This is a genomic window from Plantibacter cousiniae (nom. nud.), assembly GCF_977070315.1.
In genome coordinates this window covers 182,572-206,637 of the sequence record NZ_CDRVEU010000011.1, presented here as the reverse complement: position 1 = coordinate 206,637, position 24,066 = coordinate 182,572, and the positions used below count along the sequence as shown (strand labels likewise).

The window sequence follows — 24,066 nt, the reverse complement described above, 5'->3', positions numbered from 1 at the left end:
GGCGGGTCACTTGGTGGTGTGGGAGAAGGTCACGAGCTGGCGCTGGCCGGTCTCGATATCGAACAGCAAGGGCGTGGAATTGATCGCGAGTCGAACCTGGGTGCCGGGTATCTGATGTTGCCGTCCGGCGAGGCTGACAACGCAGCGCGTTCCAGCCAGTTGGCAATACAGCAGCGTGTGGCTACCCAGATTCTCCGATGACTCGACTGTGGCAGTGACGCCTTCCTGGTCGAGCATGAAGGTCTCGGGGCGCAGGCCCATCAGCCATTTGCCGGTCCGGTTGCTGGCAATACCGAGCCTGATGGGCAAACGCTGCCCATCGGCGAGGAGCAAAATCCTGTCGTCGAGGCAATGCACCGGCAGCAGGTTCATGGGCGGCGTGCCGATGAAGCTGGCAACGAATGTGCTGGCGGGTTGATCGTAGATCTCGGCGGGCGTGCCGATCTGCTCGACACGGCCCTTGTCGAGAATCACCACGCGCTCGGCGAGGGTCATGGCTTCGGTCTGATCGTGGGTGACATACAGGATCGTCGCGCCGGTCTGCCGGTGCAGGCTGCGAATCAACAGACGCATTTCATGACGCAGCGCGCTGTCCAGATTGCACAGCGGCTCATCGAACAGCAGCACCGGCGGTTTGCGGATCAACGCCCGACCGATGGCGACGCGCTGGCGCTGGCCGCCGGAAAGTTCTCCAGGCTTGCGTTGCAGCAGTTCCTCCAGGCCCAGTGAGGCGGCGCACTCGCGGATGCGCTGCTCGCGTTCCTTGCGTGTAACCCGCGCCAGCTTGAGCGCGTAGCCGATGTTGTCGGCCACGCTCATGTGCGGGTAGAGCGCGTAGTTCTGAAACACCATGGCGCAGCCGCGTTCCTTGGGCGGCAGGCGCGTAACATCGCGGCCGCCCATGAGAATCTGCCCTTGGCTGACCTCTTCCAGCCCTGCCACCATGCGCAGCAGCGTGGACTTGCCACACCCGGACGGGCCAAGGATCACGTTGAGCTCGCCCGCCTTGAAAACCAGGTCGAGCCCGTGAAGGATGTGGTCTGTGCCATAGGTTTTGTGCAGGCCTTTGAGGACAATATCCGGCGCGCAGGTAATAGGGGTGAGCGCGTTCATTTACCGACTCCAATCAGGCCTTTGACAAACCATCGCTGCATGAGCGCAATGACGAGGATGGGCGGCAGCATGCTGACCACAGCAGCGGCCATCAGCAGGTTCCACTCGGGGACCTGAGTTGCATCGGTCGGCAGGAAACTGGCGACGCCCAGCACCAGCGTGCGCATGTCCTCGCGATTGGTTGCGACCAGCGGCCACAGGTAATCCTTCCAGGCGCCGATGAACACCAGCGTGCCGAGCGCTGCAAAGTTGGTCTTCGACAATGGCAGCAGGATGTCGATGAAGAACCGCCAGGGCCCGGCACCGTCCATCCGTGCGGCTTCGACCAGCTCAGCAGGCAGCGTCTGGTAGAACTGTCGGAACAGGAAGGTGCCGGTCGCCGAGGCAATCAGCGGCAGGGCGAGGCCGGGGTAGCTGTCGAGCAAATTGATGGTCGGCAGCGGCAGCCATTGAATGCCCAGCCAGTGCAACAGGCTGCGCACGGGGCCGAACAGATCGCTGGCCACTGCATACGTGGGGATGATCCGTACTTCCAGCGGCAGCAATAGCGCCCCCAGCACGGCGAAGAAAATCACCGAACTGTAGCGGCTGCGGAAGTACACCACGGCAAAGGCTGTCAGCGCCGAGAGCGTCAGCTTGCCGATCACCACCAGTGTGGCGACCAGCAGGCTGTTGCCCAGCAGGCGCAGCAGATCGAGACGCCGGGTGACCTGCTGCAGATTCTCCAGCAGTTGGTCGCCGGGAATCACCGCCAGACCGTGGGCGAACAGTTGTGGGTTGCTGACGGTCGCCGAGCAGACCGCCATGTACAGCGGGCCCAGCGCGAACACCAGCCCCAGAGTCAACAGCAGGTAAGCACCTGCGTTGAACAGCCGGTTATGCTCGATCATGCTTTCACCCCGCGGCGCTGGAAGCGCGACAGGAGTTTGAATTGAGCGACGCTCAGCGCCACCACCGCGAGCAGCATGAGCACTGACAGGGTCGATGAGCCTGCCAGGTCCAACCCCATGAACCCGTCGGTGTAAATCTTGTAGGCCAGCACATTGGTGGTGTCGCCAGGTCCGCCTTGGGTGAGGGTGTCGACCAGGCCGAAACTGTTCGACAGGCTTTCCAGCAGGTCGATGACAAACACGAACAACAGATAGGGCGCGATCAGGGGCAGTTGTATGTCGAGCATGCGCCGCAACGGACCTGCGCCATCCAGTGCTGCAGCGGCGAGGTAGTCGTCGGGCACCGATTTCAGGCTGGCGACCAGCATCACGAAGTTGAACGGCACCAGGCACCAGGCATACGCCACGATCAGCAAGAGCATGCTCTGTATCGGGCTGGAGTAGGGCGCCCAGGTGCCGGGTGCAATCGCGTTGAGCCAGGCGAAAATACCCATCACCGGATTGGCCAGCACATGAAAGACGATACCGATGGTTGCGCCCGATACCGCGTAGGGCCAGATCAGCAGGTTGCGAAACACGGCGTTGCCGCGCAGTTTCAGTTCCAGGCACAGGGCAAGCACCAGCGCGATGAGGATCGAAAGCACGACGCTCGATAAGCTGAACACCAGCGTCGAGCCCAGCGACGCCAGCACGCCGGGGTCTTTCAGCACACGCCAGTAATTGCTCAGACCAACAAAGATTTCATTGCCGCCGAAGGGTGGCACCAGATGAAACGACCACCAGATGGCCTGGATCGCAGGCCAATAGAAGAACAGGCCGAGCGCCAGCAGTTGCGGCAGGGCGAACAGTAACGCCAGACGTGGCTGTGGGAAATGCGCACGCGGTTTCATGGCGTTGCCTCGTTTGAGTCGTTGCTGGCCTGGGCCTGATGCATCTGTTGAAACAGCCCCAGCAGCTGGTTGGCCCGCAGCGTCGTCTGGCGCAGGGCCAGATCGATGCTCTGGCGACCCGCGAGCGCGTTCTCCATTTCCTGCGACCAGATCAGGCGCATCAGCGTGATAAAACCGCAGCGCAAAGGCGCGGAGGGCTGACCGTCGATATCGGTCAGCGCTGCCAGTCCGACCGTCATTGCCGATGGCTCGCTGGCTGCGGATTGCAAGCGTGCGGCGGCAGCCTGAGTAACAGGCAGGTAGCCCGTTCGTGCGCTGAACATCAACTGATTGTCCGGTTGCAGCACGAATGCCAGAAATTCCGAGACCAGTCGGTAATCCCTCACGGAATGCCCGCGCATCACCCACAGCGAGGAGCCTCCGGGGACATTGGCGCGTCGTTGGGTACCCGCGTAAATCGGCAGTGCCGTGACCTGAATATCGGATTCGGGCGTGCTGTGCACAACATTCCACGCCCCGGTGGAGTCGATCAGCATGGCGCAGTCGTCGGTGGCAAACGCCAGTGCCTGCTGTCCGCTGCGGGTTGCATCCTCATGGACCACCAGACCTTCACGGGCCCATTGCGCGAGGTCTTTCATGAGACGCAGATGGGAGCCTTCGTCGAATTGATAACGGTCACTGCCTGCGGAGCGAACAGCAACGGCGGTGCCTTGCGCTGCGCTGGTCTGCTCCAGCCAGATCCAGGGCGCAAACGCGCTGACGACCGGGCATTTCTGGCCGCTTTTCTTAAGGGCTCGCAAGGCATCCGCAAAAGCTTCCCACGTGGCGGGTGGCGCATTGATCCCGGCAGCGGCCAGCGCATTTCTGTGCGTGTAGAGCACGGCTGTGGACGCCGCAAAAGGCTGCGCTGCGAGCGTGCCGTGATCGTCGGCGTAGTAGCGCCGCAAGGCTGGCAGAAAGGTGTCGTCGGGATAGGCCCTGTGATGATCGGCCATGATCGCCTCGACAGGTCGGGTGGCACCGCCCAAGAGCATGTCAGGCGTAGCAACGTCGTAAATCTCCACCAGTGCCGGGCCTATTCCCGCCCGGTAAGCGGCGACGGTTTTCTGCAGCGTCTGCTCATAGCTGCCCTGGCGAATGCAGTGCAGACGATCCTCTTCCTCGCGTTGCGCATTGAAGCTTCTGCACAAGTCCGCGATGGCACTCCCGGCCGCGCCACTGTGGCTGTACCAGAACTCGGCCGGTGCGGCGAAAGTGTGTGCAGCGAGCGACAGCAGGGCCAGCACAGAAAATAGCTTACGGATGGAAGGCATGAGAACACTCACAAGAACTCAATGCCATTTAATACAGGTTGTGTGTAGTATTTGTGACCTGCGCGACTTTTATTAAATTTTCATGATTGAAGTGTGCAATGGATGGTGGGCGATACACTGCTTCACGCGCCGACTGTTTTAATCCTCCTAAGATTTGAAGATTCCATGCCTCTCGACCTCGACACACCACTTGATTCGCATCAACCGTTGAGCCTCAATGAACGCAAGCTGCTGGACATCCTTCGTCGTCGAGGCGCGATCACCCGTGCCACGGTTTCGACCGAGATGGACCTGGCTCAACAGTCTGTGCACCGGCTTATCGAAGAACTGATCAGCCGTGGTCTGCTGCGCAGCGGTGAGCGCGTCAAAAACGGTCGCGGCCAACCCAGCCCGCGGATCGAACTGATCAACGAAGCGGTGTATGCCATCGGCGTATCGATCAACACCGACTCGGCAGTGGTCTGCGTCGCCGATTTGGGCTGCAATGTGCTGGAACAGGTCACCCTGCGCACGCCGCCGTTAAGCCGCAACAGCACCCTGGATTCGCTGGAAAAGACCATCGAACGCATGCTTCAGCGCAACGGCATCGAAGTGCAACGGGTCGTCGGCATGGGCTTCGCGATTGCCGGCTTTTTTCTCGAGAACCGCCAGATCAATGCGCCTGAACCGCTGCGCGACTGGTCATTGATGGACCTGCAACCGGTGCTGGAAGAACGATTCGGCATGCCGGTCTGGCTGGAAAACAATGCCACCACCGCAGCCATCGGCGAAAGCCTGGTCGGTGTGGGCGCCTGGGCCAGCAACTTCATCTACCTGTCATTCAACTTCGGCTTCGGCGCGGGCGTCGTGATTAACGGCAAGCCGTACTTCGGCAGCCACGGCAACGCAGGCGAGATCACCCTCTACAACGACGAAGAATCGATAAACCGTCCGGCTTTGCGTTACTTGCTCGAAGACCTGCATCAGAGCGGCGTGCAGGTCGACTCGATCGAAGACCTGCGCTTGCGCTTCGACCTCGACTGGCCCGGTGTGGATACCTGGCTGACACGCGTCAAGCCCACCCTGGATCGTCTGGTCAACGCACTGGCCGGGTTGTTCGATCCGCAGGCCGTGGTGTTTGGCGGGCAATTACCGCCCGAATTGGGAAAACGCCTGATCGCCGCGACGACCTTCTGGGGCACCCATCGCTACAACTCCCCACCGCCTCGGCCGCAGTTATTGCTGAGCGAGACGAATGGCGATGCGGCGGCTCTGGGGGCGGCGTTGGTGCCGTTGAAAGAGCGGTTTTTTGTTTGATCTGTCGTCAGTATCGAGTCGAAGCGGGCATTCAACGCATGATGACATCTACGCCAAAAGCATTTTGACGCCCTCAGCCCTTCTGTCTTAGAGCTTGCATCAGTTGCTCAACGACGATGGCTTCAACGGCACCTTCAGTGGCGTCCGCATCAAAAGCAGCGCAGCAAGCCGATGCCATAGAACGGCGTGATCCATGGGCTTTCTGGAATCGGGCCGCCTAATGTTCGTGCGGTCTGCATTTCCTCAAGCAAGCCCGCGCACAGGATGTCTGCGCAGAGAAATCGATCCAGAAATAACGCTGCTTGCGAAATCGGACCGATCAACAAGCCGTGGTAAACCCAGGCGGTGTCATCATTCGAGGTACTTCCCAGAGGGATCGTTTGTAAGTCGGCTTGCGCTTTAGCAAAGCGAACGTTCGAGATACCCAAAGGGGCAAGAGCACGTTGAATCACTGCATCATCAAACGTCAGATCGGTCAGCCGTTCAATGAGCTCTCTGCGGCGGGGGCAGGCAGGTGTGTTGGCTGGCCATTAACATTTATTCATGCAATCGGTGCTTAAGATTCAAGAAGCTCGGCCGATTATACGATATGGCTGAAATTAAGTTGGCTCTAATCATCGTTGAATAAGCCGTTATTGTACAGTCGGAGTTGACAAGTGAAGTTACGCCTGAGCTGCAAAGCTATAATGATCGCCCTGTCGTTTGCCTTGTCGAATGTGGCGATTTCTGAAGAGCTTAAAGTGTACAACTTTTCGCCCGTCAATCAGTACAATCTTAATCTTTCAGCCAGCTTTTGGAATCCAATCATAAAGTATGTGTCCGAAAAAAGCGGCGTGAATCTCACGCTGAAGTTAGGGCGAACGTCCTCTGATACAACGAGTTATGTGCTCGCCCAAGAAGTTGATTTCGCTTTTACCAATCATCTGTTTAGCCCGGAACGCGACAAGATGGGCTGGAAGGTGTTTGGTCGCCGTGACGCGCCTGCGCTTGAGGGGCAAATCGTGGTGCCTGACGACTCGCCAATTCATAGCCTTTCGGAGCTGGAGGGCAAGGAAGTCGTGTACCCGGGACCGGAAGCGTTCATTGCTTATAAAGTCACAAGCTCGGAATTGGTCAAGAAAGGGATCAACACGTCTACTGTGTTTGCAGGGAACATGGACGGTGCTTTCAGCCAACTCCTCAGTGGTAAGGCTCAAGCGATGGGAGCCAATTCACAGCTGGTAAGCGGCTACACGGAGAGAGAAGGGAAGTCGTTCCGCGTACTGTGGAGTTCAGCCTCGTTCAATGATTTGGCCCTCATGGCATCCCCTCGGGTTTCTAAAAAAGAACGTGATGCGGTCGCCAACGCATTTTTTAATATGCAAAACGATCCCGACGGTAGCAGGGTTCTTCGTGAGGCGACCGAGCTGGTCCATGCACCGGCACCGATTACCTTCATTCCTGCGACGGAAGCGGATTATGCGTCCTATCGTGATTTTTATAACAGTTTGCCAGCAAACCTTAAGTAAATAATTTCAACGTTAGCTGGAGAGGCTGTTAATGAATTTCTTTAAAAGCCTGCTGCCCAAATCACTGACGTCGCGAATACTGGCGATGTTATCCATTCTGATACTGACTTTTTTGACGACAGGGCTGGGGCTGTTTTATAAAAACCAGCTGCTTCAGCATATTGAAGAGATACAAGACACCGCTAACATGCTCATTGAGGTTGCGGCGCAAGCGGTTGAGGAAAGTGTCGTCATCGGCGATTACGACACTATCAAAAGAACCCTCGAAAAAACCCTGGCTCGCTCGCCGTTCAAGTCGGCCATGTTTATTGACCTGTCGGGTGGCGTGATTCGCCTTGAGGCAGCCAGTGCGCCGGTTGGAAGAGCGCCTGCGTGGATAGAGTCTGAAGTCGCTGCAAGATTATTCGATGTCAATCGCCCGATCACTATTGGCGGAAAAGATTATGGCGTGATGCGTTTGTCTTTTAATGCCGAGAGAATTGCTGCCGAACTCTATAGTCTTGTGATCCAGGCTACATTGTTTGCGGTATTTTTTCTGCTGATAAGTTTGATGTTGATGGGGTTCATGATCAAGCGTTCGCTTGCTCACCTGGGCAAACTTCACTCTTATGAGGCGGAAATTGCTTCAGGTGCAGTGGCAGCAGAAGCGATGTTGGTCGCTGATGCTCCCATGGAAATACAGGAGGCTATAAAAGCGGTAAACCGCACTGCCGCAAGTATGCGCAATCACTTTGGTCTGCGTATCGAATCGTTGATGAATACCTTGGTGCAGCATAAAAATGCCCTGGATGAGGTGTCCATCGTTTGCGAAGTGTGGACGTATCACCTACGTTAACGAACGATTCGTAACAAGCTCACAGCACTCGCGAGCCGAGCTTTTAGAGTTGACGATCGATGAGGTCTGGACCGGCATGTCTTCAACCACTGAACCGTGGCAATGGGCACCGGAAAATGAGGTGTGGAACGGTGAGGTCAGGCTCTCAGGTCGCAGCGGCAAGGTTGCATGGCATCGACGCACTATCATACCTATTCTCGATGACCTGGGCGGCGTTGAAAAATATATCTGCATCGATATCGATATCACCGATCGAAAAGAGTTTGAGGTGGCGATTCTGGATAACTCCAGAAGGCAAAACCTTATCGCCTTGTTTGGCCAGCAGGCGTTGACCGAGGAAAACGTCAGTGTTCTGGGTGAACGGGCAACACTGACTGCGGCGCAAGGATTGAACTTGAGCAAGGCCGCTTTACGGGTCATTGATCGAGTGAATCATGAGGTCATCCTCAGCGCGGAGGTTGGCTTCACCGACGTTGAGATCCGCAGTGGTTATCACAATGATTTTTTGAGCGGGACTGCTGCTTCTGTCGGGTTTTTCATTAATGCTGATGCGCCAGATAGCAGGTACGCGCTGCTTCCTGGTGAAACAGTGGACGTTTGCAATATTAGAAGTGGCCTGGAGGTTGATATCTCTTGCAGGGAGGTCTTCAAGGGCGTTCTTGGTGTGTATGCCAGCAGGGATTACACCTTTACGCGTGAAGATGTCAGCTACCTTCAAACACTTGCCAACCTTTTGGCAGCCGCGCTTGAAAGGTATGACGCAAAGAGAAAGCTCACCTACCTGGCCGAAAATGATTCGCTTACCCATCTGCCTAATCGCTGGTTTCTCAGCAATTATCTGCGCGAGATAATCAGTCGGACAACGTCAGCGCCAGATGCAGTAAGCGTCATATTCATAGATTTGGACAGGTTCAAGGCCGTCAATGACACCATGGGGCATTCAGTAGGCGATCAATTGCTTATCCAGGCGGGTCGACGCTTGAAAGGCTGCATTGATGAGAACAGTGTGGTTGCGCGGCTGGGAGGCGATGAATTTTCGATTGTCGTCACACACAACGTCTATTCCGAGAGCCTCATAAAATCGCTGGCGACCCACGTTGTTGATGCGCTGGGCAAACCGTTCAACCTTGGCGGTCAGGATATATTCGTTTCAGCGAGTGTAGGCATCGCTAATTATCCGTTTGACGGGCGTGACACTGGCGTTATCTTGAAGAATGCGGACACCGCCATGTACCATGCGAAAAAAAGTGGCCGTAACAATTTCAAGTTTTACAACGCCAGAATGAACGAAAGTTTAACCAGACGCTTGCAAACGGAAACGCTATTGCGGGGTGCGCTTGATCGCGATGAGTTTATTCTGCATTTTCAGCCAAAGGTCAGCCTCGCCGATGGCAGGATAAGTGGTCTGGAGGCTTTATTGCGCTGGAATCACCCGGAGCAAGGTATGATTTCTCCGGCCGATTTTATCCCTATTCTTGAGGACACTGGCCTGATCATTCCTGTCGGCGTTTGGGTTATACGGAAAGTCTGTGAAACCCTAAAAAGCTGGGAAGAGAACAACATAAGGCTGGTACCGATCGCCATCAATCTGTCCGTCAGGCAGCTTCAAGTCAAAGGCCTGGCTGAGACCGTCAAGCACGTCGTTGAAGCATCCGGTATCAACCCCGCTCTTTTAGAGTTCGAACTGACCGAGTCGATGCTGATGATCGATCCCGAGTCGGCGGTTGAGATACTTCGAGATATAAAATCGTATGGTATAAGCCTCTCCGTCGATGATTTCGGAACAGGCTATTCCAGTTTGGCCTACCTGAAGCGGTTTCCTCTTGATGCCCTGAAAATCGACAGGGCGTTCATAAAGGATATCACCAGCAATCATGAGGACGCCGCGATCACCAGGGCAGTAATCGTACTGGCGCACGAATTGGGTCTTAAGGTCATTGCAGAAGGCGTTGAAACAGTCGACCAGCTAGAGCTGCTCGTGGCGTATGGCTGCGATCAAATGCAGGGTTATCTTTTCAGTAAGCCTGTCATCAGTGATGAGTGTGCAGCGATGATCAAATCGTCACGCAGTCTGGATATAGGGTTTTCTGAAAGTGGTGTGGCGTAGCGTAGTAGTGATAGCGTCTGCGAGAGCGGTCATGGCGCGCCGCTGTACGCAGCGCCCACTTTTAGCTGTTAGCCGACAGCTTCAGGGGGGATCTGCACGATGTGGGTCGCGTGAGAATCCTATATTCGAATGAAGCCTCCGTCGTAAAGCGTGTCCAACAGCATGCTGAGTGTTGGGTCAACCCGCTTCCAATTTCAATCATTGGCGAACGGTTGTAACGAAGTATCGTGAGACGACCCAGAGCATGAAATCCTTTGCGGCTGTGGCCAAGGGTTTCTCAGATCATTCGCCTGGAGGTCTGCGCCAGCCTTAAGATTATTGACGAAGTTTTAGTTGATGGCACAATAGTGGCCTCTATCGCTGTCGTATGAGGCGGTGGTAAGGCCGCAATTCTTGAATGGATTCGGACAGACGTTCTGTTATTGACTAAGGAAAATCGTAAATGAAACGCTTGAAGACACTGGGCCTTGCGGCAATGCTGGTATTGAGCGGCTGCGCCAGTTTTACCAAGGACGAAGTAGCGCCAGTCACCATGCCTTCCATGGCCAGCTACACGAATAAACCCAACGTGTTCGTTGCGTTCGATTTCTACCAGGGCACACCCGGAACCACCGGCGCAGTAGAAGTACCGCAAGCTCGGGATGCACTCAAGCCCCAACTGCAAAAAGCGCTGACTGACTCTGGGTTGTTTGGCCGAGTGACCCTTGACGAGTTCAAGAAACAGCCAGGCGACTACAGCCTGCACCTCAAGGTGTATAACCATCCGCCAAGCGGTGGCCAATTGGTGATGGCGTTTATCAGTGGTCTGACTCTGACTATTATTCCGTCGATGGCCACCGATCAGTACAGCATGAGCCTGGATGCGCAGGATTACCAGGGTAAGGTGCTGAGAACAGTCGGTAACCATGATGCAATCAACACCTGGATAGGTATCTGGTTTGTGCCGATGATGGCCAATACACCGCAGAAGGCTGTTAACGATACGTTTACGCGCCAAGTCAATTCACTGCTCAAGCAGTTGGTGGAGAGCCAGAGTCTGAAGTACTCAATGCTGAAGGTTACTGTTCCGCAGGCGCAATGAACTGACCGCCCGAAAAAAAGAGCCCATTTGGGCTCTTTTTTTATTTGTGATTCAGCGCTTGGGTAAACAGTGGGTCGCTATATAAAGCCTTGAGCAAATCACGCACCAACGGATTGTAGGCGTTTGCCGCATTGGGGATAGCGACGGCCCCCAAAAAACTGCTGTTCCATTGGCTGCTGACCTGCTTGGTAGCGTCATATTCAACTTTCGCCCCGTTGATCAGGGTAAAGTGCGCGGCGATTGTGCCGGTGCCTGTACCCATTCCAGCGGTCAGTTCATTCTGCGTAACCAGCACATTTAGCTGGCGTGGCGATTGCGGGTCGATGAGACCTGCGCGGTCCAGTTCACCCGTCAGGGCATCCTGGATGTGTTGCGTGATGCTGCCGCTAGGGGATGTGACAGGATTGCCGCGCACTTGCAGTGAATCCTGACCTGCCGCAGCGCTGACCTGAGTCTGACGGATCGGTAAAAGGGGAGGCGTTTGCTTGAGCTTCTGGACGTTATCGAAGCTGGGCTCGTAACGCGTCATGGTCACGCCACAGCCTTGTATCAACAGTGCAAGCACCGCAACCAACAGTAGATTTCCTTTCACTGCATTTCCTTGTCTGAGTTATTTGGGGGCGTGATTATCAGGATCCTCAGGCTCGTTCAAGGGCAATGCTTGATCGCCTGCCCTTTACGCCGCGCAGGTCATGATGAGGCGTACCTGCCAGTTGATTTCGGTGCAGGCCTTCGACCTGAAGCCGCTCGGAACCGGAGGCATTGATAACTCAGACGATAAAGTGATGTCAATTTGATATAGTGTCGTATGTTCAATGAAGAAGAATCAGCCAGCGTCAGGCTGTTTCTCTGGTAAGCCCAAGGAAGTGTGAAATGAAACTGATTTTTGCAATGTTGTTGATGTTCAGCGGTTACGCGTTTGCCAGTTGCAACAGCATCAATGACCATGACCAGCGTGCCTATTGCTCTGCCATGCAGGAAGGCAGCAGTTGCACCAGCATCAATGATCATGACTTGCGCGCGCGGTGCAGCGCAGAAAAGGAAGGTAGTTCTTGCACCAGCATCAATGATTTTGACCAGCGTGCCTACTGCAATGCCAAGCAGGGCGGCAGCGGTTGCACCAGCATCAATGATCGTGACTTGCGCGCGCGGTGCATGGCAGAAAAGGAAGGTAGTTCTTGCGTCAGCATCAATGATCGTGACCAGCGTGCCTATTGCGCTGCCAAGAAGGAAGGCGGCAGTTGCGTCAGCATCAATGATCACGACTTGCGCGCAAAGTGTGAGTCGGAGAAGCGCTGACTCTGGCTGTGCTGACTGATCCCTACTGTCTGTCAGAGGTCTATCACTGCTGGTCGCGACCTCTGGCGGTGTAGACCCGAGAAGTCATAAGTGCGTTATGAAGATGCGTACCCTCCGAACGGGATGCAGCACATTGCGACGGTTCATGTTGTCCCGCCGCCACACAGGCCTTACATCCTCAGCGCTATAGCCTCTGCCACAAGGCACTCCAGCGCAAACTGCTCGGTATAGGTCATCTGAATCGGCGTGGTCTCGCCTTTGACGGTCCTTTCCCCATCGAGGATGTAGCGAATGCGTTTGTCGGTCACACCGATGCGCTTGGCGATCCATGAAGGGGTTTGGCCGATGCGCGAGATCAGTTTGTCGGCATATTCGGTGGAGGGGTTATAGAGTTCTGCGTTGGGTGTCATGGTGTGTCCAGATCGAAGTCAGGCGCTATAGATGCGGGGGAGTATGCAGCACAGTGAGCTGTTCGTCGCCGTGGGGCTGGCAACAGACACGTATTATGCAGCGACTGGCAGATTGCTTTCCCGAGCAAGCTCGCTCCCACAGATGCCTGTCTTCAGGAGCATGCCCGTTCCCGCAGGATCCTGTCTCCAGGAGCACACCGCGCAGCGTCACTCAATGCAAGTGGCGGATGGGGCGATCCTTCGCCCGTCCTCAGTCAGCAACGATCAGAGCTTCACGCCCAGTGTTACAAACGCGCTGCGCGGTGTGCCCACTTGAAGGATCTGCAGGTTGCCCGCCGGGTCGGTGGCTGCGCTGGCGTCGGTGTTGAGGGTGGAGATGTAGCGTTTGTCGAACAGGTTGACCATGTTCAGCGACAGCGTGGTGTCCTTGAGGGCGCCGAGTTTGCCGAAGTCATAGCCGAGGTTGGCGTTTGCCAGCCAGTAGCCGCTGACACTGGAGTCATTGGTGTAGGTGTAATAGCGCTTGCTGATGTAACTGCCTTGCAAGCCGGCGTTCCAGTGTTCCCAAGTCCAGTCCAGGTTGCTCGAGTACATCAGTTTCGGTGTATCGACGACGGTCTTGCCTTTGACATGAACGGTGTTGCCGCCGCTGGCGTAGTCATCGTCGTAAGTGCTGTGGTTATAGGACATGGAGTTGGACCAGCGCCAGTTCTCATTGGGCGTCAGGCCGAACGATAGTTCCAGTCCTCGACTGGTGACCGAGCCGACGTTGGCGACGCCGTTCTGGCAGATGACGATGCCGGTGCAGTTGGTGATGGCGACCAGACGGTTATCGAATTTGGTGTTGTAGATCGCCGCCGAGGCCGAATACAGTTTGGTGCTGCGGCGCACGCCCAATTCGACGGTTTTCGAGGTTTCCGGCTTCAGGTCCTTGAAGCCGTTCTGCGCATCGACGGCGCTCTGCGTCGTGAAGAACGGGCTGTACCCGCCACTCGGGAACGCAGCCATGTTTTCCGAGTAAGAAGTGAAGACTTCGTCGTCCTCGTCGAGTTTGTAGGTTGCGCCTATTTGCGGCAGAAACCTGTCCCGCGCTTGCAGCGAGCCACTGGCGTAACCGCCGCCTTTGCCTTCGGCTGTTGAGGTCGTCACAGTATTTTTCGCGCCGAACTCAAGTTTGAGGCGGTCATCGAGCAGGGTGTAGGTGTCGCGCAGGTAGAACTGCCGGGTCAGGTCGTTGTAACTCTGATCCAGAACGGTGGCCGCCAGGGGCAGGCCATCGGTTTTGACGATGTGGTTCTGCGGCGTCGCATTGGTGGTATCGAACAGGTAACGCGAAATGTCGTTCTTGTTGGACTGAATCCAGAACCCGCCCTGAATTTCATGCTGGCCGAGATAGTAGGTCAGCGAGCTCTGGAAGCCGGTTCGATCGATGCCGTATTTTGTGCTGCGAATCGAATTGCTCGGCACTGTCGTCGAGCCGCTGGTGTAGACGAACGGGTAATACGAGTTGCCTCGACCCGAGTCATGGTGGTGATAGATGGTCGCGTCCAGGACCAGATCATCGGTCAGCGAGAAATTGCCGTTGAGGATGTCCAGTTCGTCGTCGCGCAGGCTGCTGGCGTTGTAGGTCGCATCGTTTGCGCTGGTTACCCCGCCGGTATAAATGCCGTTGGCCGCATTGGCCGCGCGGGTCCAGTCCGGCGTGTAGTAGCTCCAGTTGTAGCCCAGACGCTGGATGATGCTCTTCGACAGGTTCGGCAGGTTGGCTTCGTCATGTGACGAGGTGCTGTGGAAGAAACTGACCCGGTTGTCGCCGAAGTTGTAGTTGACCTTGGCGTTCACTGCGTCGGACTTTTGCGGGTTGCTGTGGCCTTTCCAGGCGTCGGCATCGTACTTTTCGCCTGACACGTACGCTGAAAGTCCGTTGTATTCGCCAGTATCGACCCGCATGAAAGTGCGCGAGGTGTCGTAGCTGCCCAGGGTTTGCGACAGGCGCGCGCCGAACTCTTTATCGGGATTGGAACTGGTGAACTGGATGGTGCCGCCCAGATCGCTGTTCGATGCCGTGCCCAGTGAGCCGATGCCGGGTGCCACTTCGCTGGAGGCGATGTTTTCAGCGATGATCGCGCGGGTGATGCTCAGGCCATTGAAGTTGCCGAAGCTCATGTTGCCGAGGGTGACGCCGTCCAGCGTGTAGCCCAGGTGGTGCATATCGAAGCCGCGCAGGCTGATGCGCTGGCTGCCTTCCTCACGGCCCAGCGGGTCACCAGACTGAAAGTTGACCCCAGGCAGGCGTTGCAGAACCTTCATCGGGCTGGTGCCTGCCGAGTAAGCCTTCACATCCTTTTGCGTCACGCGCTGCACCTGGCGAGTCTCGCCCTGACCGATCACTGACACCGTGCCCAGCGTCATGGCGGCGGTGTCGTCGCTGGCGGGCGCCGTTACCGAGGTGGGCACCTCGTCATCGGCCTGAATGAACGGGCTGATCAGGCACAGTGAGTTCAATGAAACCAGCAGCGCTAGGCGCGTTACCGGGAATCGAGGGGCACGCGGTATCGATCGATTGTTCATGGAAAGATTTTCCTGGGGGCGTCAGGGCGCCGCGCTTGCGGCGGGTCATGTGGTTAACGACAGGTTTTTGTTTCAGGGGCTTTCGGTAATCACCGACAGGCGACTGATGCCGACCTTCTGCACATCGGCCAGTACCTGCGCCACGCGGCCATAATCCGTCGCCTGATCGGCGCGCAGGCTGACGGCGACGTCCGGGTTTTTGCTGTGCAGGGCTTGCAGCGCCTCCGGAAGTTGCTCCAGCGCTACAGCTTCGCTGTCGATGAACACGCCGCCAGTGGCGTCGACACTCAGCACCACCGGGTCGGCCTGATCCAGTGAGGTGGTGGCGACGGTCTGCGGCAGGTCCAGCGGTATGGCGTTATTGAGCAGCGGTGCGGTGACGATGAAGGTCACCAGCAGCATCAGCATCACATCCACCAACGGCGTGATGTTGATGTCGCTGATTGCATCGTCATCATTGGACGTGGAGAAGGACATGTCAGCTCACTCCTTTCAGGCTCGGGGCCGTCTTGTCGCGATGGTCGGGTTGCAGCCGGAAGGCGTTGCGTTGCGAGAGGTTGAGGAAATCCACGGCGAACTCCTCAAGGTCCGCGATCACCAGCTTCAGACGCCGCCCGAAGAAGTTGTAGGCCAGCACCGCAGGCACCGCGACGGCGATGCCGACGCCGGTCGCTACCAGCGCTTCGCCAATGGGCCCGGCGACCACCGCAATGCTCGCCGACCTGGCCTGGCTGATCGCAGTGAGTGCATGAATGATCCCGAACACCGTACCGAACAGGCCGATGAAGGGCGCGGTGCTGCCGATCGATGCCAGCAGGATCATGCCGCTCTCCAGGCGACGACGTTCCTTGTGGATCTGTTGGCGCAGGCTGCGCTCGAGCAAGTCCTGGCGGTTCCAGCTGTGGCCCAGGTCCGGCGAGTCGTGGGGCGCGGCGAGGGCCTGCGCGCCGGCATCGGTCAGGCGCGCCAGGCTGCCTTCACTGTTTGGCAGGTGCAGCGCATTTTTGAGGTCGCGGGCGGCCCAGAACTGCGTGGCGTAGCGTCGGTTCTGCCGGGTCAGTCGCCAGTGCTGAAAGGTCTTGCCGAGCAGCAGCGCCCAGGTCACCAGCGAGAAAATCACCAGCAGGGCCATTGAGGATTGGGTAATGAGTACGGAGTAAGCAGTGTTCATGACGTGAGCCTCAGGGTGCGAGTTTGAAAGCCATGGGGACGTTGACCCAGCCTTCTACCGGGGTGTCGCCGCGTTTGGCGGGAATAAAGGTCCATTGCCGGACGGCTGCCTGCGCGGCGTCGTCCAGCGCAGGGACGCCGCTGCTTTGCAGCACCTGCACCTGGTCGGTACGTCCGTTGGGCAGCACATGCACACGCAGCATCGTCGTGCCTTCCTGATGGCGGCGGGCGGCGGCGGGCGGGTAGACCGGTGGCGGATTGTTCAGGTAACCGGCGCGGCCTATGGGCGCGGTGGTGGTCTGTGGTGCCGCTGGCGCAGGTCTTGGCGCTGGCGCTGCAGCAGGCGTCGGTGTGGGTGCCGCGATGGAAGGCGCCGGCGCAGCAGGTTTGGCGACAGGTTTGCTTGGTGCGGTTCTGGGCTGCGCCTTGGGCTTGGGTAGCTCGGCAGGTTTGGGCTCAGGAGGCGCTGGCGTGGGGGCTGGCTCCGGCCTGGGAGCTGGCGCCGGCGCAGGCGGCTCCGGTGCTGGCTGAGGGGTGGGCTCAGGCGGCGTCGGTTGGGCTACCGGCAGCGCAACGGGCGGCGGTACCCACTGCACGGTGATCGGCATCGGCGGGGTCGGCTCGGGCGCTTGCGGGTGATCGGCCATCAGCCACGCTGCCAGCGCGGCATGCAACCCGATCGCCAGTGCAATCGCCAATGCGGCGTGCGGCCATGTGCGTGGTGCGTTGTGGCTGTGCTGCTGGACGACAAGCGACGAAGGGGCAACGTTGCAGTTACCCACAGGCTGATGGGGCCAGTGGCGTAGCTGACGCGGCGGTAAGCGGCGGGACAGTATCAGCGTTGACATGAATTCAGCTCACCCGTGAAAGAATACAAGCCCGTCGTGTTGGCGAGAGGCTCGTTTCAACTGGAGCTGATATTAATACTCGTTGTGTGTATTAATTATGACCGCCGCCGTGTGATCGCGGTTTTCTGCTGTTGAAAGTGAACCCGGCCTGTCGCGCAATTGTTCGTAAATTTCATTAGGCAAGGCATTTGCTGCAATGCTATCTGTCCTGACTTGCCAGGTTCGTACTGACACGAAAACGTATTGCCGCGCAGGCTGGGCAACAGGGCGTCACCCTCTTGATCCGCGGTTCACACCTTGGACAGAAACGGGAGAACTCGATGAAATTGCTACGTTACGGTGAAAAAGGCTTGGAGAAACCCGGGCTGCTGGATGCCAACAACCAGATCCGCGACCTGTCTGCGCACATCAGGGATATCGCGGGCGAGGCACTGAGCCCGGCCAGTCTGGCGAGTCTGGCGGCAATCGATCCTGCCAGCCTGCCGCTGGTTTCGGGCCAACCACGCATCGGGGCGTGTGTCGGGCAGGTCGGCAAATTCATCTGCATAGGCTTGAACTACGCTGACCACGCGGCAGAGTCGCAGATGGACGTGCCGAAGGAACCGATCATCTTCAACAATTGGACCAGTGCTATTTGCGGTCCCAACGATGAGGTCCAGATTCCCCGTGGTTCGCTCAAGACCGACTGGGAGGTCGAGCTGGGCGTGATCATCGGCAAGGGCGGACGTTACATCGACGAAGCCGATGCCATGGAGCATGTAGCCGGGTATTGCGTGATCAATGATGTGTCCGAGCGCGAATGGCAGCTTGAGCGCGGCGGGACCTGGGACAAGGGCAAAGGCTTCGATACCTTCGGCCCTTTAGGTCCGTGGCTGGTGACTCGCGACGAGATTGCCGATCCTCACTCGCTCGACCTGTGGCTGGAAGTGGATGGCCATCGTTATCAGAATGGCAATACGCGCACGTTGATTTTCAGTGTGCCGCAACTGATCGCCTACCTGAGCCGTTGCATGAGCCTGCAACCAGGCGATGTCATCTCGACGGGGACACCGCCGGGTGTGGGACTGGGCGTGAAGCCACAACCTGTCTTCCTGCGTACAGGGCAACGCATGCGTCTGGGGATCACGGGGCTGGGCGAGCAGAATCAGTTGACCGTTCCGGCCGACTGACCCGCTGCCAGCAGGGAGTCAGTCGGCTCCCTGTCACACCAGTCATCAGCCCTGTACAAACGCCAGCAGGTCTTTGTTAAGCGTCTCTGCATGGGTCACTGCAAACCCGTGCGGTGCTCCTGAATACACCTTAAGTTCGGCACCCTTGATCATCGCAGCAGCCCGTTTGCCCGAGGCTTCGAACGGCACCACCTGATCATCGTCACCATGAATCACCAGGGTCGGCACATCGATTTTTGCCATGTCCGGGCGGAAGTCGGTTGCGGAGAACGCTGTCACGCAATCCAGCGTGCCCTTGAGGGAGGCGAGCAGGGCGATGTTCAGCGTTTGCGTCTGTACGCCTTCGGAGACTTTCTGGCCGTGGTTTATGCCATAGAACGTGCTGGCGAAGTCGCTGATGAACTGGGCGCGGTCCTTGAGCAGGCCTGCCATGATGCTATCGAATACGGACTGGTCGACGCCTTCCGGGTTGTCAGCGGTCTTGAGGAAGAACGGTGTGACCGAGCCCAGCAACGCCAGTTTGGCCACCCGCTTGCTGCCATGTTTGGCGATATAGCGCGTGACGTCACCGCCGCCCATGGAGAAACCCACCAGTGTCACGTCGCGCAGATCGAGGTGTTCGATCAGATCGGCGATGTCGTCAGCGAAGGTGTCATAGTCATAGCCGGTCCACGGCTGACCGGAACGACCGAACCCGCGGCGGTCGAAGGCGATGGTGCGATAGCCCCGGCTGCTCAGGTATTCCATCTGGTATTCCCACATGTCCGCATCCAGCGGCCAGCCGTGGCTGAACAGGACCGGTTTGCCCGTGCCCCAATCCTTGTAATAGATCTCGGTGCCATCTTTGGTGTTGAACGTGCTCATGCAGATTCCTCTCGATGTCAGGTTCTCGATGTTGGGGTTATCGGGCGAGCGCTTTGGTGCGCAGGCGGGTGCACGCCTTCGGCAGCTCCCGATAATTCCGGCAGTGAGGGTTTTGCATAGTTCAGTCGAGAAGACTGAGCGTACTGCCCAACCGCGGTTTTCTGAAACATTGCCTCATCGTATTTCCCTGCCGAAACCGAACTTGCCGCGCATACGGGAATCAGTTCATTGGGGGCGAGGCTTGCCTTGCCCTGTCCATGGTTTGACTTGCCCATTGAAGGAGAGAACTGCGTGGCGTCTCAGCTGAAAATCTTGATCCTTTCGGGTCTGCTGTTATTCGCAGGCAGTTTCAATCTCCAGGCGGCCGATGTACCTGCATTACCAATGGGCGCGGCGGTGCCGGCAGATGACAAGGCTGCTGAAAAGGCTGACCCCAAAGCCGACCCAAAGGCTACTGACAAACCCGCCCCGAAAGCGGATGACAAGGCGGCGGACAAGGACAAGGCCGATGCGAAACCGGCTGATGGTGCAGAGCCTGCGGCCGAGGCTCCCGAGTTGCTGGTGCAGGGCGGGTTACTCGGTGCCATCAGTACCAGCATTGATGACGTCCAGGAAAAGCTCAACCTGGATGACAATCTGTTCGACGCCTGGCAACTGCGTGCCGATCGTGCCGCCGACGAGCTGGAAAAGCTGGTCAACAAACGCACTACTCGTTCCCCATGGAGCGTCGCCGGGGACTTCCTCGCCCTGTCTTTTGTATGGATCGCATCGTTTGCGGTTCTGACCACGCTGGGTCGTTTTCTCGCCGTACGCTTGTGCCGCACACCGTTCATGCGGGTGCGCGCACGCAGTCAGGCGCTGCTCAAGTACGTGTTGCCATTTACCCTGCCAGCCATCGTCTGCCTGCCGTTAACCCTTTACGTCAGCCATTTCATGCCGTCTTCGGTAGGCCGTGCGCTAGCACTGTGTTTCGCGTATGCAACCAGCAGCGGCATCGTCTCGACTTCGGTGCTGCTCTGCGTGATCGTGATGTTCAATTTCGGCCACAAGCGTGCCGCCGTGCGCATGATTCGCCGTTACGCGCCAAGGCCACTGTTCGTGGTCGGCTTCCTTGCGGCGCTGAGTGACGCGCTGACCAGTCCGCAGATCGCCCGCCAGTTGGGCAGTAACGTCACCACCAGTGTTGCGGTGTTTACCGGGCTGTTCGCCTCGGTGGTGTTCTGCATGCTGATCATCAAGGTGCGTCGCCCGGTGGCCCACCTGATCCGTAACCGCTCATTGAGCAGTCGCCTGCAACGGCCCGCGCTGCAACAGTCGTTGAAGATATTCTCCAAACTGTGGCACCTGCCGATCCTGCTGATGATTCTGGTCTCGGCGATCAACCTCATCGGTGCCGGTGAGGACAGTCAGCAAGCGCTGCGTTGTGCGTTGTTCACCACCATTCTGCTGATTGCCACGGTGTTCCTCAGCACCGTGTTCCAGCACCTGTTCAAACCGACCGAGACCCTGGGTCGCGGCGGGCATGTGTACAAGGCGCGTCTGTTGAGCCTGGTGTATGCGGTGCTGCGTATCGCGCTGGCCATCGGGTTCATCGAGATCCTGGGCCGTATCTGGGGCTTCTCGATGTTCGAGTTTGCCCAGCGCAACACCCTTGGCCGGGTAATCAGTGATTCACTGAGCAGCATCGGTCTGATCTTCGTCGTCACCTGGCTATTGTGGGTGGTGCTCGACACCGCCATTCAGGAAGCCCTGAAACCGCCGGTCAATCATCGCAGCGGTCGCCAGCCAAGCACTCGGGTCAAAACCATTCTGCCGCTGCTGCGCAATGCGGTAAAAATCATTCTGGTAGTGATCTGTGCGATCACCACCATGGCCAACCTGGGCATCAACGTGGCACCACTGCTGGCGGGTGCCGGGGTCGTCGGTCTGGCCATCGGTTTCGGTTCGCAGCAACTGGTGCAGGACGTGATCACCGGCCTGTTCATCATCATCGAGGACACCTTTTCGGTGGGCGACTGGGTGGTGCTGAGCACCGGCCATTCCGGGTCGGTGGAAAGCCTGACCATTCGCACCGTGCGCCTGCGTGACGGCAAGGGGTTCGTGCACTCGGTGCCGTTCGGGCAGATCAAGGCCGTTACCAACCAGTCGCGGCAATTCGCTTATGCGTTCTTCTCGGTGCAGTTCACCTATGACTCGGACATCGATGACGCACTGGCGCTGATCCGCGAGACCGGCCAGTCGATCAGCGAAGACATTCTGCTCAAGCACAACCTGCAGGGACCGCTGGAGGTCTTCGGCGTCGACCGCATGGACCTCAACGGCGTGGTGCTGACCGCGCAATTTCGTACCTCTTCGGGCGGTCAGTACGCGGTGGGACGTGCGTTCAACGAGCGCCTCAAGCGGCTTGTGGACAAGAATCCGAGCGTACGCTTTGCGCAGACTTATCCACAGATGGTCATGGGGCCGGGCTTCAATAATCCGCAGGCTGGCGTCGAAGCCGAAGGGCCACCCGCGCCCTCGGACCCTGCCATGGCGACACCTTCTGCGCCTGCGCCTGCGCCGCTCAGTCTGTCCAAGGGCAACAGCACGCCGGGCCCGGCCGCTCAGTAACTCAACCGACATGCGCGGACGCTGCAACGCTTTGTCGCGGCGTCATTAACCCGCCAGCATGCGCAACTGTTGGGGGTTGGCAGGCAACGTGTTATGTTTGCAGGCGTTTTTCAATTGTTCGTTTGATTATCTGATACCGAGCCTGCTGACTCTATGCGAATGCGCCTTATGCTGTTGGGCGGCGGGAATGCCCTCGGGCAGGCGCTGATTCGTCTGGGTGCCGAGGAAGACATTGGTTTCCTCGCACCACGTCCACCGCAAGACGGCTGGGACGTGGCGAGCCTTACGCAACTGCTTGATGACACCCGTCCCGATGCCCTGATCAACCTTGCTTACTACTTCGACTGGTTTCAGGCGGAGACCGTGAGTGAAGCGCGCCTGACTCATCAGGAGCGCTCTGTCGAGCGTCTTGCCGAACTCTGTCAGCACCACAACATCACGCTGGTTCAGCCGTCCAGCTATCGTGTGTTCGATGGTTCCCGCGCGACGGCCTACAGCGAAAAAGACGAGCCTGTACCTCTGGGCCTGCGCGGTCAGGCCCTGTGGCGTATCGAGCAAAGTGTTCGTGCGACCTGCCCGCAACATGTGCTGGTGCGTTTCGGCTGGCTGCTGGATGACAGCACCGATGGTGTGCTGGGCCGCTTTCTCTCGCGTGCGAAAGAACCCGGAGAGCTGCTGCTCGCCGACGATCGTCGCGGCAACCCGACGCCGGTCGACGATGCGGCGCGGGTGATCATTTCGGTCATCAAGCAACTCGATTGCGAAGCGCCGCTGTGGGGCACCTACCACTACGCCGGACACGAGGCGACCACGCCGCTGGCGCTGGGGCAGGCAGTGCTCACCGAAGCGCGTCTGCTGCACGCGCTGGCCATCGAATCGCCCACTGCGCAGGCCCACGCCGCGCGCCCCGATGCAGGCGAAGAACCGCAGCACGCGGTCTTGGCCTGCAAGAAAATTCTCCACACTTTCGGCATCAAGCCCCGCGCCTGGCGGGCCGGTCTGCCAAGCCTGCTGGATCGGTATTATCGACATGTCTGACGCTCCTGTTCTGATCACTGGAGGTGCGGGTTTTATTGGCTCGCACCTGACCGACGCATTGCTTGCCAGTGGGCAGGCCGTGCGCATCCTCGACAACCTCTCGGCAGGCAAGCGCAGCAATTTGCCGCTCGATAACCCGCGGGTCGAACTGATCGAAGGGGACGTGGCCGATGCCGACCTGGTCAAGCGCGCGGCGCAGGGTTGCAAGGCCGTCGTGCACCTTGCGGCAGTGGCCTCGGTGCAGGCGTCGGTAGACGACCCGGTGCGCACCCACCAGAGCAACTTCATCGGCACGTTGAATGTCTGCGAGGCCATGCGCGAAGCGGGCATCAAACGGGTGATCTTTGCTTCCAGCGCGGCGGTGTACGGCAACAACGGTGAGGGCGAAGCGATCACCGAGGACACCACCAAGGCACCGCTGACCCCTTACGCCTCGGACAAGCTGGCCAGCGAGCACTACCTGGATTTCTACCGTCGCCAGCATGGCCTGGAACCGGTGATTTTCCGCTTCTTCAACATTTTCGGGCCACGCCAGGACCCATCGTCGCCGTACTCCGGCGTGATCAGCATCTTTGCCGAGCGTATCCGCAAAGGCCTGCCGATCAGTGTGTTTGGCGATGGTGAGCAGACGCGGGATTTCTACTACGTGGGCGATCTGCTCAAGCTGCTGCTGCAGGCTCTGTTACGAGACAGCGCCATCGAAGGCGCGATCAACGTCGGCCTGAACAAGACCACGTCGCTCAATGAGTTGCTGTCGGCACTCTCGCAAGTGGTCGGCAAACAGCCGGAAGTCAGCTATCAGGCACCGCGCTCGGGCGACATCAAACATTCCCGCGCGAGCAACCAGCGCTTGCTGGAGCACTTCACCATCGACGAGCCAACGCCACTGTTGCGTGGGCTTGAGTTGTTGATGGGACAGTGAGTCCCGCGCTAAGTGCTTGTCGTTATCCGTGCCTCAATCAGCCCTGAAGAAGGTGCTTATGCACCAGAGCATGGGAGGCTATGACAACTGCGATGGACTGAGGCTTTGGAATATGCGGCCTCGATTACACTG

At 58.0% G+C, this 24,066-nt stretch carries 22 protein-coding genes; 9 read left to right on the top strand and 13 right to left on the bottom strand.

The window, feature by feature from the left end; genetic code table 11:
* Positions 1-6: 6 nt before the first annotated feature.
* From ACW55A_RS20725 to ACW55A_RS20710, 4 genes are read right to left on the bottom strand one after another with little or no spacing between them, the layout of a single operon-like run.
* Positions 7-1,113: an ABC transporter ATP-binding protein gene (locus tag ACW55A_RS20725; RefSeq protein ID WP_072366264.1), complete on the bottom strand. Its 1,107-nt coding sequence runs from the start codon at positions 1,111-1,113 to the stop codon at positions 7-9.
* Complete coding sequence (locus ACW55A_RS20720) at positions 1,110-2,003, bottom strand: ABC transporter permease subunit (RefSeq protein ID WP_044310365.1); 894 nt, start codon at positions 2,001-2,003, stop codon at positions 1,110-1,112. Before ACW55A_RS20720 ends, ACW55A_RS20725 begins: the two co-directional genes overlap by 4 nt.
* The gene (locus ACW55A_RS20715; protein ID WP_058416281.1) at positions 2,000-2,893 is read right to left on the bottom strand and encodes a carbohydrate ABC transporter permease; all 894 of its coding nucleotides are present in this window, start codon (positions 2,891-2,893) and stop codon (positions 2,000-2,002) included. The genes ACW55A_RS20720 and ACW55A_RS20715 overlap by 4 nt, the downstream gene beginning before the upstream one ends.
* Positions 2,890-4,206, bottom strand: a complete 1,317-nt coding sequence (locus ACW55A_RS20710; RefSeq protein WP_498811517.1) for an extracellular solute-binding protein — start codon at positions 4,204-4,206, stop codon at positions 2,890-2,892. Before ACW55A_RS20710 ends, ACW55A_RS20715 begins: the two co-directional genes overlap by 4 nt.
* A gap of 165 nt (positions 4,207-4,371) precedes the next feature.
* Between ACW55A_RS20710 and ACW55A_RS20705 the strand changes: the two genes are divergently transcribed.
* Positions 4,372-5,502 (top strand): ROK family transcriptional regulator, encoded by a 1,131-nt coding sequence (locus tag ACW55A_RS20705; RefSeq protein WP_003368980.1) that lies wholly within the window; start codon positions 4,372-4,374, stop codon positions 5,500-5,502.
* A gap of 149 nt (positions 5,503-5,651) precedes the next feature.
* On the opposite strand, the gene ACW55A_RS20700 is transcribed toward ACW55A_RS20705, so the two are convergent.
* A complete protein-coding gene (locus ACW55A_RS20700) occupies positions 5,652-5,954 on the bottom strand; it encodes a hypothetical protein (RefSeq protein ID WP_498811518.1) in 303 nt (100 codons plus the stop codon).
* Between the two features lie 204 nt (positions 5,955-6,158).
* Here ACW55A_RS20700 and ACW55A_RS20695 point away from each other — a divergent pair, with 204 nt between their 5' ends.
* From ACW55A_RS20695 to ACW55A_RS20680, 4 genes are all read left to right on the top strand, one after another.
* Positions 6,159-7,010, top strand: a complete 852-nt coding sequence (locus ACW55A_RS20695; protein ID WP_074805328.1) for a phosphate/phosphite/phosphonate ABC transporter substrate-binding protein — start codon at positions 6,159-6,161, stop codon at positions 7,008-7,010.
* Between the two features lie 31 nt (positions 7,011-7,041).
* Positions 7,042-7,845: a hypothetical protein gene (locus ACW55A_RS20690; RefSeq protein WP_498811519.1), complete on the top strand. Its 804-nt coding sequence runs from the start codon at positions 7,042-7,044 to the stop codon at positions 7,843-7,845.
* The gene (locus ACW55A_RS20685) at positions 7,790-9,952 is read left to right on the top strand and encodes a putative bifunctional diguanylate cyclase/phosphodiesterase (RefSeq protein ID WP_499140629.1); all 2,163 of its coding nucleotides are present in this window, start codon (positions 7,790-7,792) and stop codon (positions 9,950-9,952) included. Before ACW55A_RS20690 ends, ACW55A_RS20685 begins: the two co-directional genes overlap by 56 nt.
* A gap of 442 nt (positions 9,953-10,394) precedes the next feature.
* On the top strand, positions 10,395-11,033 hold the full coding sequence (locus tag ACW55A_RS20680; protein WP_187599035.1) for a hypothetical protein: 639 nt from the start codon (positions 10,395-10,397) through the stop codon (positions 11,031-11,033).
* Positions 11,034-11,073: 40 nt separating this feature from the next.
* Here the strand turns inward: ACW55A_RS20680 and ACW55A_RS20675 are convergent, their stop codons facing one another.
* From ACW55A_RS20675 to ACW55A_RS20645, 7 genes are all read right to left on the bottom strand, one after another.
* Positions 11,074-11,625 (bottom strand): hypothetical protein, encoded by a 552-nt coding sequence (locus ACW55A_RS20675; protein WP_032609190.1) that lies wholly within the window; start codon positions 11,623-11,625, stop codon positions 11,074-11,076.
* Between the two features lie 98 nt (positions 11,626-11,723).
* Positions 11,724-12,296 (bottom strand): hypothetical protein, encoded by a 573-nt coding sequence (locus tag ACW55A_RS20670; protein WP_183131718.1) that lies wholly within the window; start codon positions 12,294-12,296, stop codon positions 11,724-11,726.
* 206 nt (positions 12,297-12,502) lie between these two features.
* On the bottom strand, positions 12,503-12,742 hold the full coding sequence (locus tag ACW55A_RS20665; RefSeq protein ID WP_003317071.1) for a hypothetical protein: 240 nt from the start codon (positions 12,740-12,742) through the stop codon (positions 12,503-12,505).
* 264 nt (positions 12,743-13,006) lie between these two features.
* Positions 13,007-15,313, bottom strand: a complete 2,307-nt coding sequence (locus tag ACW55A_RS20660; RefSeq protein WP_455809321.1) for a TonB-dependent receptor — start codon at positions 15,311-15,313, stop codon at positions 13,007-13,009.
* Between the two features lie 72 nt (positions 15,314-15,385).
* Positions 15,386-15,790, bottom strand: a complete 405-nt coding sequence (locus ACW55A_RS20655) for an ExbD/TolR family protein (RefSeq protein WP_498811520.1) — start codon at positions 15,788-15,790, stop codon at positions 15,386-15,388.
* Between the two features lies 1 nt (position 15,791).
* Positions 15,792-16,484: a MotA/TolQ/ExbB proton channel family protein gene (locus ACW55A_RS20650; RefSeq protein WP_003431782.1), complete on the bottom strand. Its 693-nt coding sequence runs from the start codon at positions 16,482-16,484 to the stop codon at positions 15,792-15,794.
* Positions 16,485-16,494: 10 nt separating this feature from the next.
* Complete coding sequence (locus tag ACW55A_RS20645) at positions 16,495-17,331, bottom strand: energy transducer TonB (protein WP_226439053.1); 837 nt, start codon at positions 17,329-17,331, stop codon at positions 16,495-16,497.
* Positions 17,332-17,651: 320 nt separating this feature from the next.
* On the opposite strand from ACW55A_RS20645, the gene ACW55A_RS20640 reads away from it, so the two are divergent.
* The gene (locus ACW55A_RS20640; protein ID WP_498811521.1) at positions 17,652-18,500 is read left to right on the top strand and encodes an ureidoglycolate lyase; all 849 of its coding nucleotides are present in this window, start codon (positions 17,652-17,654) and stop codon (positions 18,498-18,500) included.
* A gap of 45 nt (positions 18,501-18,545) precedes the next feature.
* Here the strand turns inward: ACW55A_RS20640 and ACW55A_RS20635 are convergent, their stop codons facing one another.
* Positions 18,546-19,364, bottom strand: coding sequence for an alpha/beta fold hydrolase (locus ACW55A_RS20635; protein ID WP_065350670.1), 819 nt, complete (start codon positions 19,362-19,364; stop codon positions 18,546-18,548).
* A 291-nt stretch (positions 19,365-19,655) separates the two neighbouring features.
* Here ACW55A_RS20635 and ACW55A_RS20630 point away from each other — a divergent pair, with 291 nt between their 5' ends.
* The 3 genes from ACW55A_RS20630 to ACW55A_RS20620 all read left to right on the top strand — a co-directional run bounded on the left by ACW55A_RS20630 (position 19,656) and on the right by ACW55A_RS20620 (position 23,934).
* The gene (locus tag ACW55A_RS20630; protein ID WP_455809317.1) at positions 19,656-21,974 is read left to right on the top strand and encodes a mechanosensitive ion channel family protein; all 2,319 of its coding nucleotides are present in this window, start codon (positions 19,656-19,658) and stop codon (positions 21,972-21,974) included.
* Between the two features lie 159 nt (positions 21,975-22,133).
* Positions 22,134-23,012, top strand: a complete 879-nt coding sequence (locus ACW55A_RS20625; RefSeq protein WP_499140628.1) for a sugar nucleotide-binding protein — start codon at positions 22,134-22,136, stop codon at positions 23,010-23,012.
* Positions 23,005-23,934: an NAD-dependent epimerase/dehydratase family protein gene (locus ACW55A_RS20620; protein ID WP_455809316.1), complete on the top strand. Its 930-nt coding sequence runs from the start codon at positions 23,005-23,007 to the stop codon at positions 23,932-23,934. The genes ACW55A_RS20625 and ACW55A_RS20620 overlap by 8 nt, the downstream gene beginning before the upstream one ends.
* Positions 23,935-24,066 lie beyond the last annotated feature (132 nt).

What these genes read in the sequence shown, in the direction of transcription:
- ACW55A_RS20725 (WP_072366264.1), bottom strand. Translation starts at nt 1,113, where the DNA reads ATGAACGCGCTCACCCCTATTACCTGCGCGCCGGATATTGTCCTCAAA.
- ACW55A_RS20720 (WP_044310365.1), bottom strand. Translation starts at nt 2,003, where the DNA reads ATGATCGAGCATAACCGGCTGTTCAACGCAGGTGCTTACCTGCTGTTG.
- ACW55A_RS20715 (WP_058416281.1), bottom strand. Translation starts at nt 2,893, where the DNA reads ATGAAACCGCGTGCGCATTTCCCACAGCCACGTCTGGCGTTACTGTTC.
- ACW55A_RS20710 (WP_498811517.1), bottom strand. Translation starts at nt 4,206, where the DNA reads ATGCCTTCCATCCGTAAGCTATTTTCTGTGCTGGCCCTGCTGTCGCTC.
- ACW55A_RS20705 (WP_003368980.1), top strand. Translation starts at nt 4,372, where the DNA reads ATGCCTCTCGACCTCGACACACCACTTGATTCGCATCAACCGTTGAGC.
- ACW55A_RS20690 (WP_498811519.1), top strand. Translation starts at nt 7,042, where the DNA reads ATGAATTTCTTTAAAAGCCTGCTGCCCAAATCACTGACGTCGCGAATA.
- ACW55A_RS20685 (WP_499140629.1), top strand. Translation starts at nt 7,790, where the DNA reads ATGCCCTGGATGAGGTGTCCATCGTTTGCGAAGTGTGGACGTATCACC.
- ACW55A_RS20680 (WP_187599035.1), top strand. Translation starts at nt 10,395, where the DNA reads ATGAAACGCTTGAAGACACTGGGCCTTGCGGCAATGCTGGTATTGAGC.
- ACW55A_RS20665 (WP_003317071.1), bottom strand. Translation starts at nt 12,742, where the DNA reads ATGACACCCAACGCAGAACTCTATAACCCCTCCACCGAATATGCCGAC.
- ACW55A_RS20660 (WP_455809321.1), bottom strand. Translation starts at nt 15,313, where the DNA reads ATGAACAATCGATCGATACCGCGTGCCCCTCGATTCCCGGTAACGCGC.
- ACW55A_RS20655 (WP_498811520.1), bottom strand. Translation starts at nt 15,790, where the DNA reads ATGTCCTTCTCCACGTCCAATGATGACGATGCAATCAGCGACATCAAC.
- ACW55A_RS20650 (WP_003431782.1), bottom strand. Translation starts at nt 16,484, where the DNA reads ATGAACACTGCTTACTCCGTACTCATTACCCAATCCTCAATGGCCCTG.
- ACW55A_RS20645 (WP_226439053.1), bottom strand. Translation starts at nt 17,331, where the DNA reads ATGTCAACGCTGATACTGTCCCGCCGCTTACCGCCGCGTCAGCTACGC.
- ACW55A_RS20640 (WP_498811521.1), top strand. Translation starts at nt 17,652, where the DNA reads ATGAAATTGCTACGTTACGGTGAAAAAGGCTTGGAGAAACCCGGGCTG.
- ACW55A_RS20635 (WP_065350670.1), bottom strand. Translation starts at nt 19,364, where the DNA reads ATGAGCACGTTCAACACCAAAGATGGCACCGAGATCTATTACAAGGAT.
- ACW55A_RS20625 (WP_499140628.1), top strand. Translation starts at nt 22,134, where the DNA reads ATGCGCCTTATGCTGTTGGGCGGCGGGAATGCCCTCGGGCAGGCGCTG.
- ACW55A_RS20620 (WP_455809316.1), top strand. Translation starts at nt 23,005, where the DNA reads ATGTCTGACGCTCCTGTTCTGATCACTGGAGGTGCGGGTTTTATTGGC.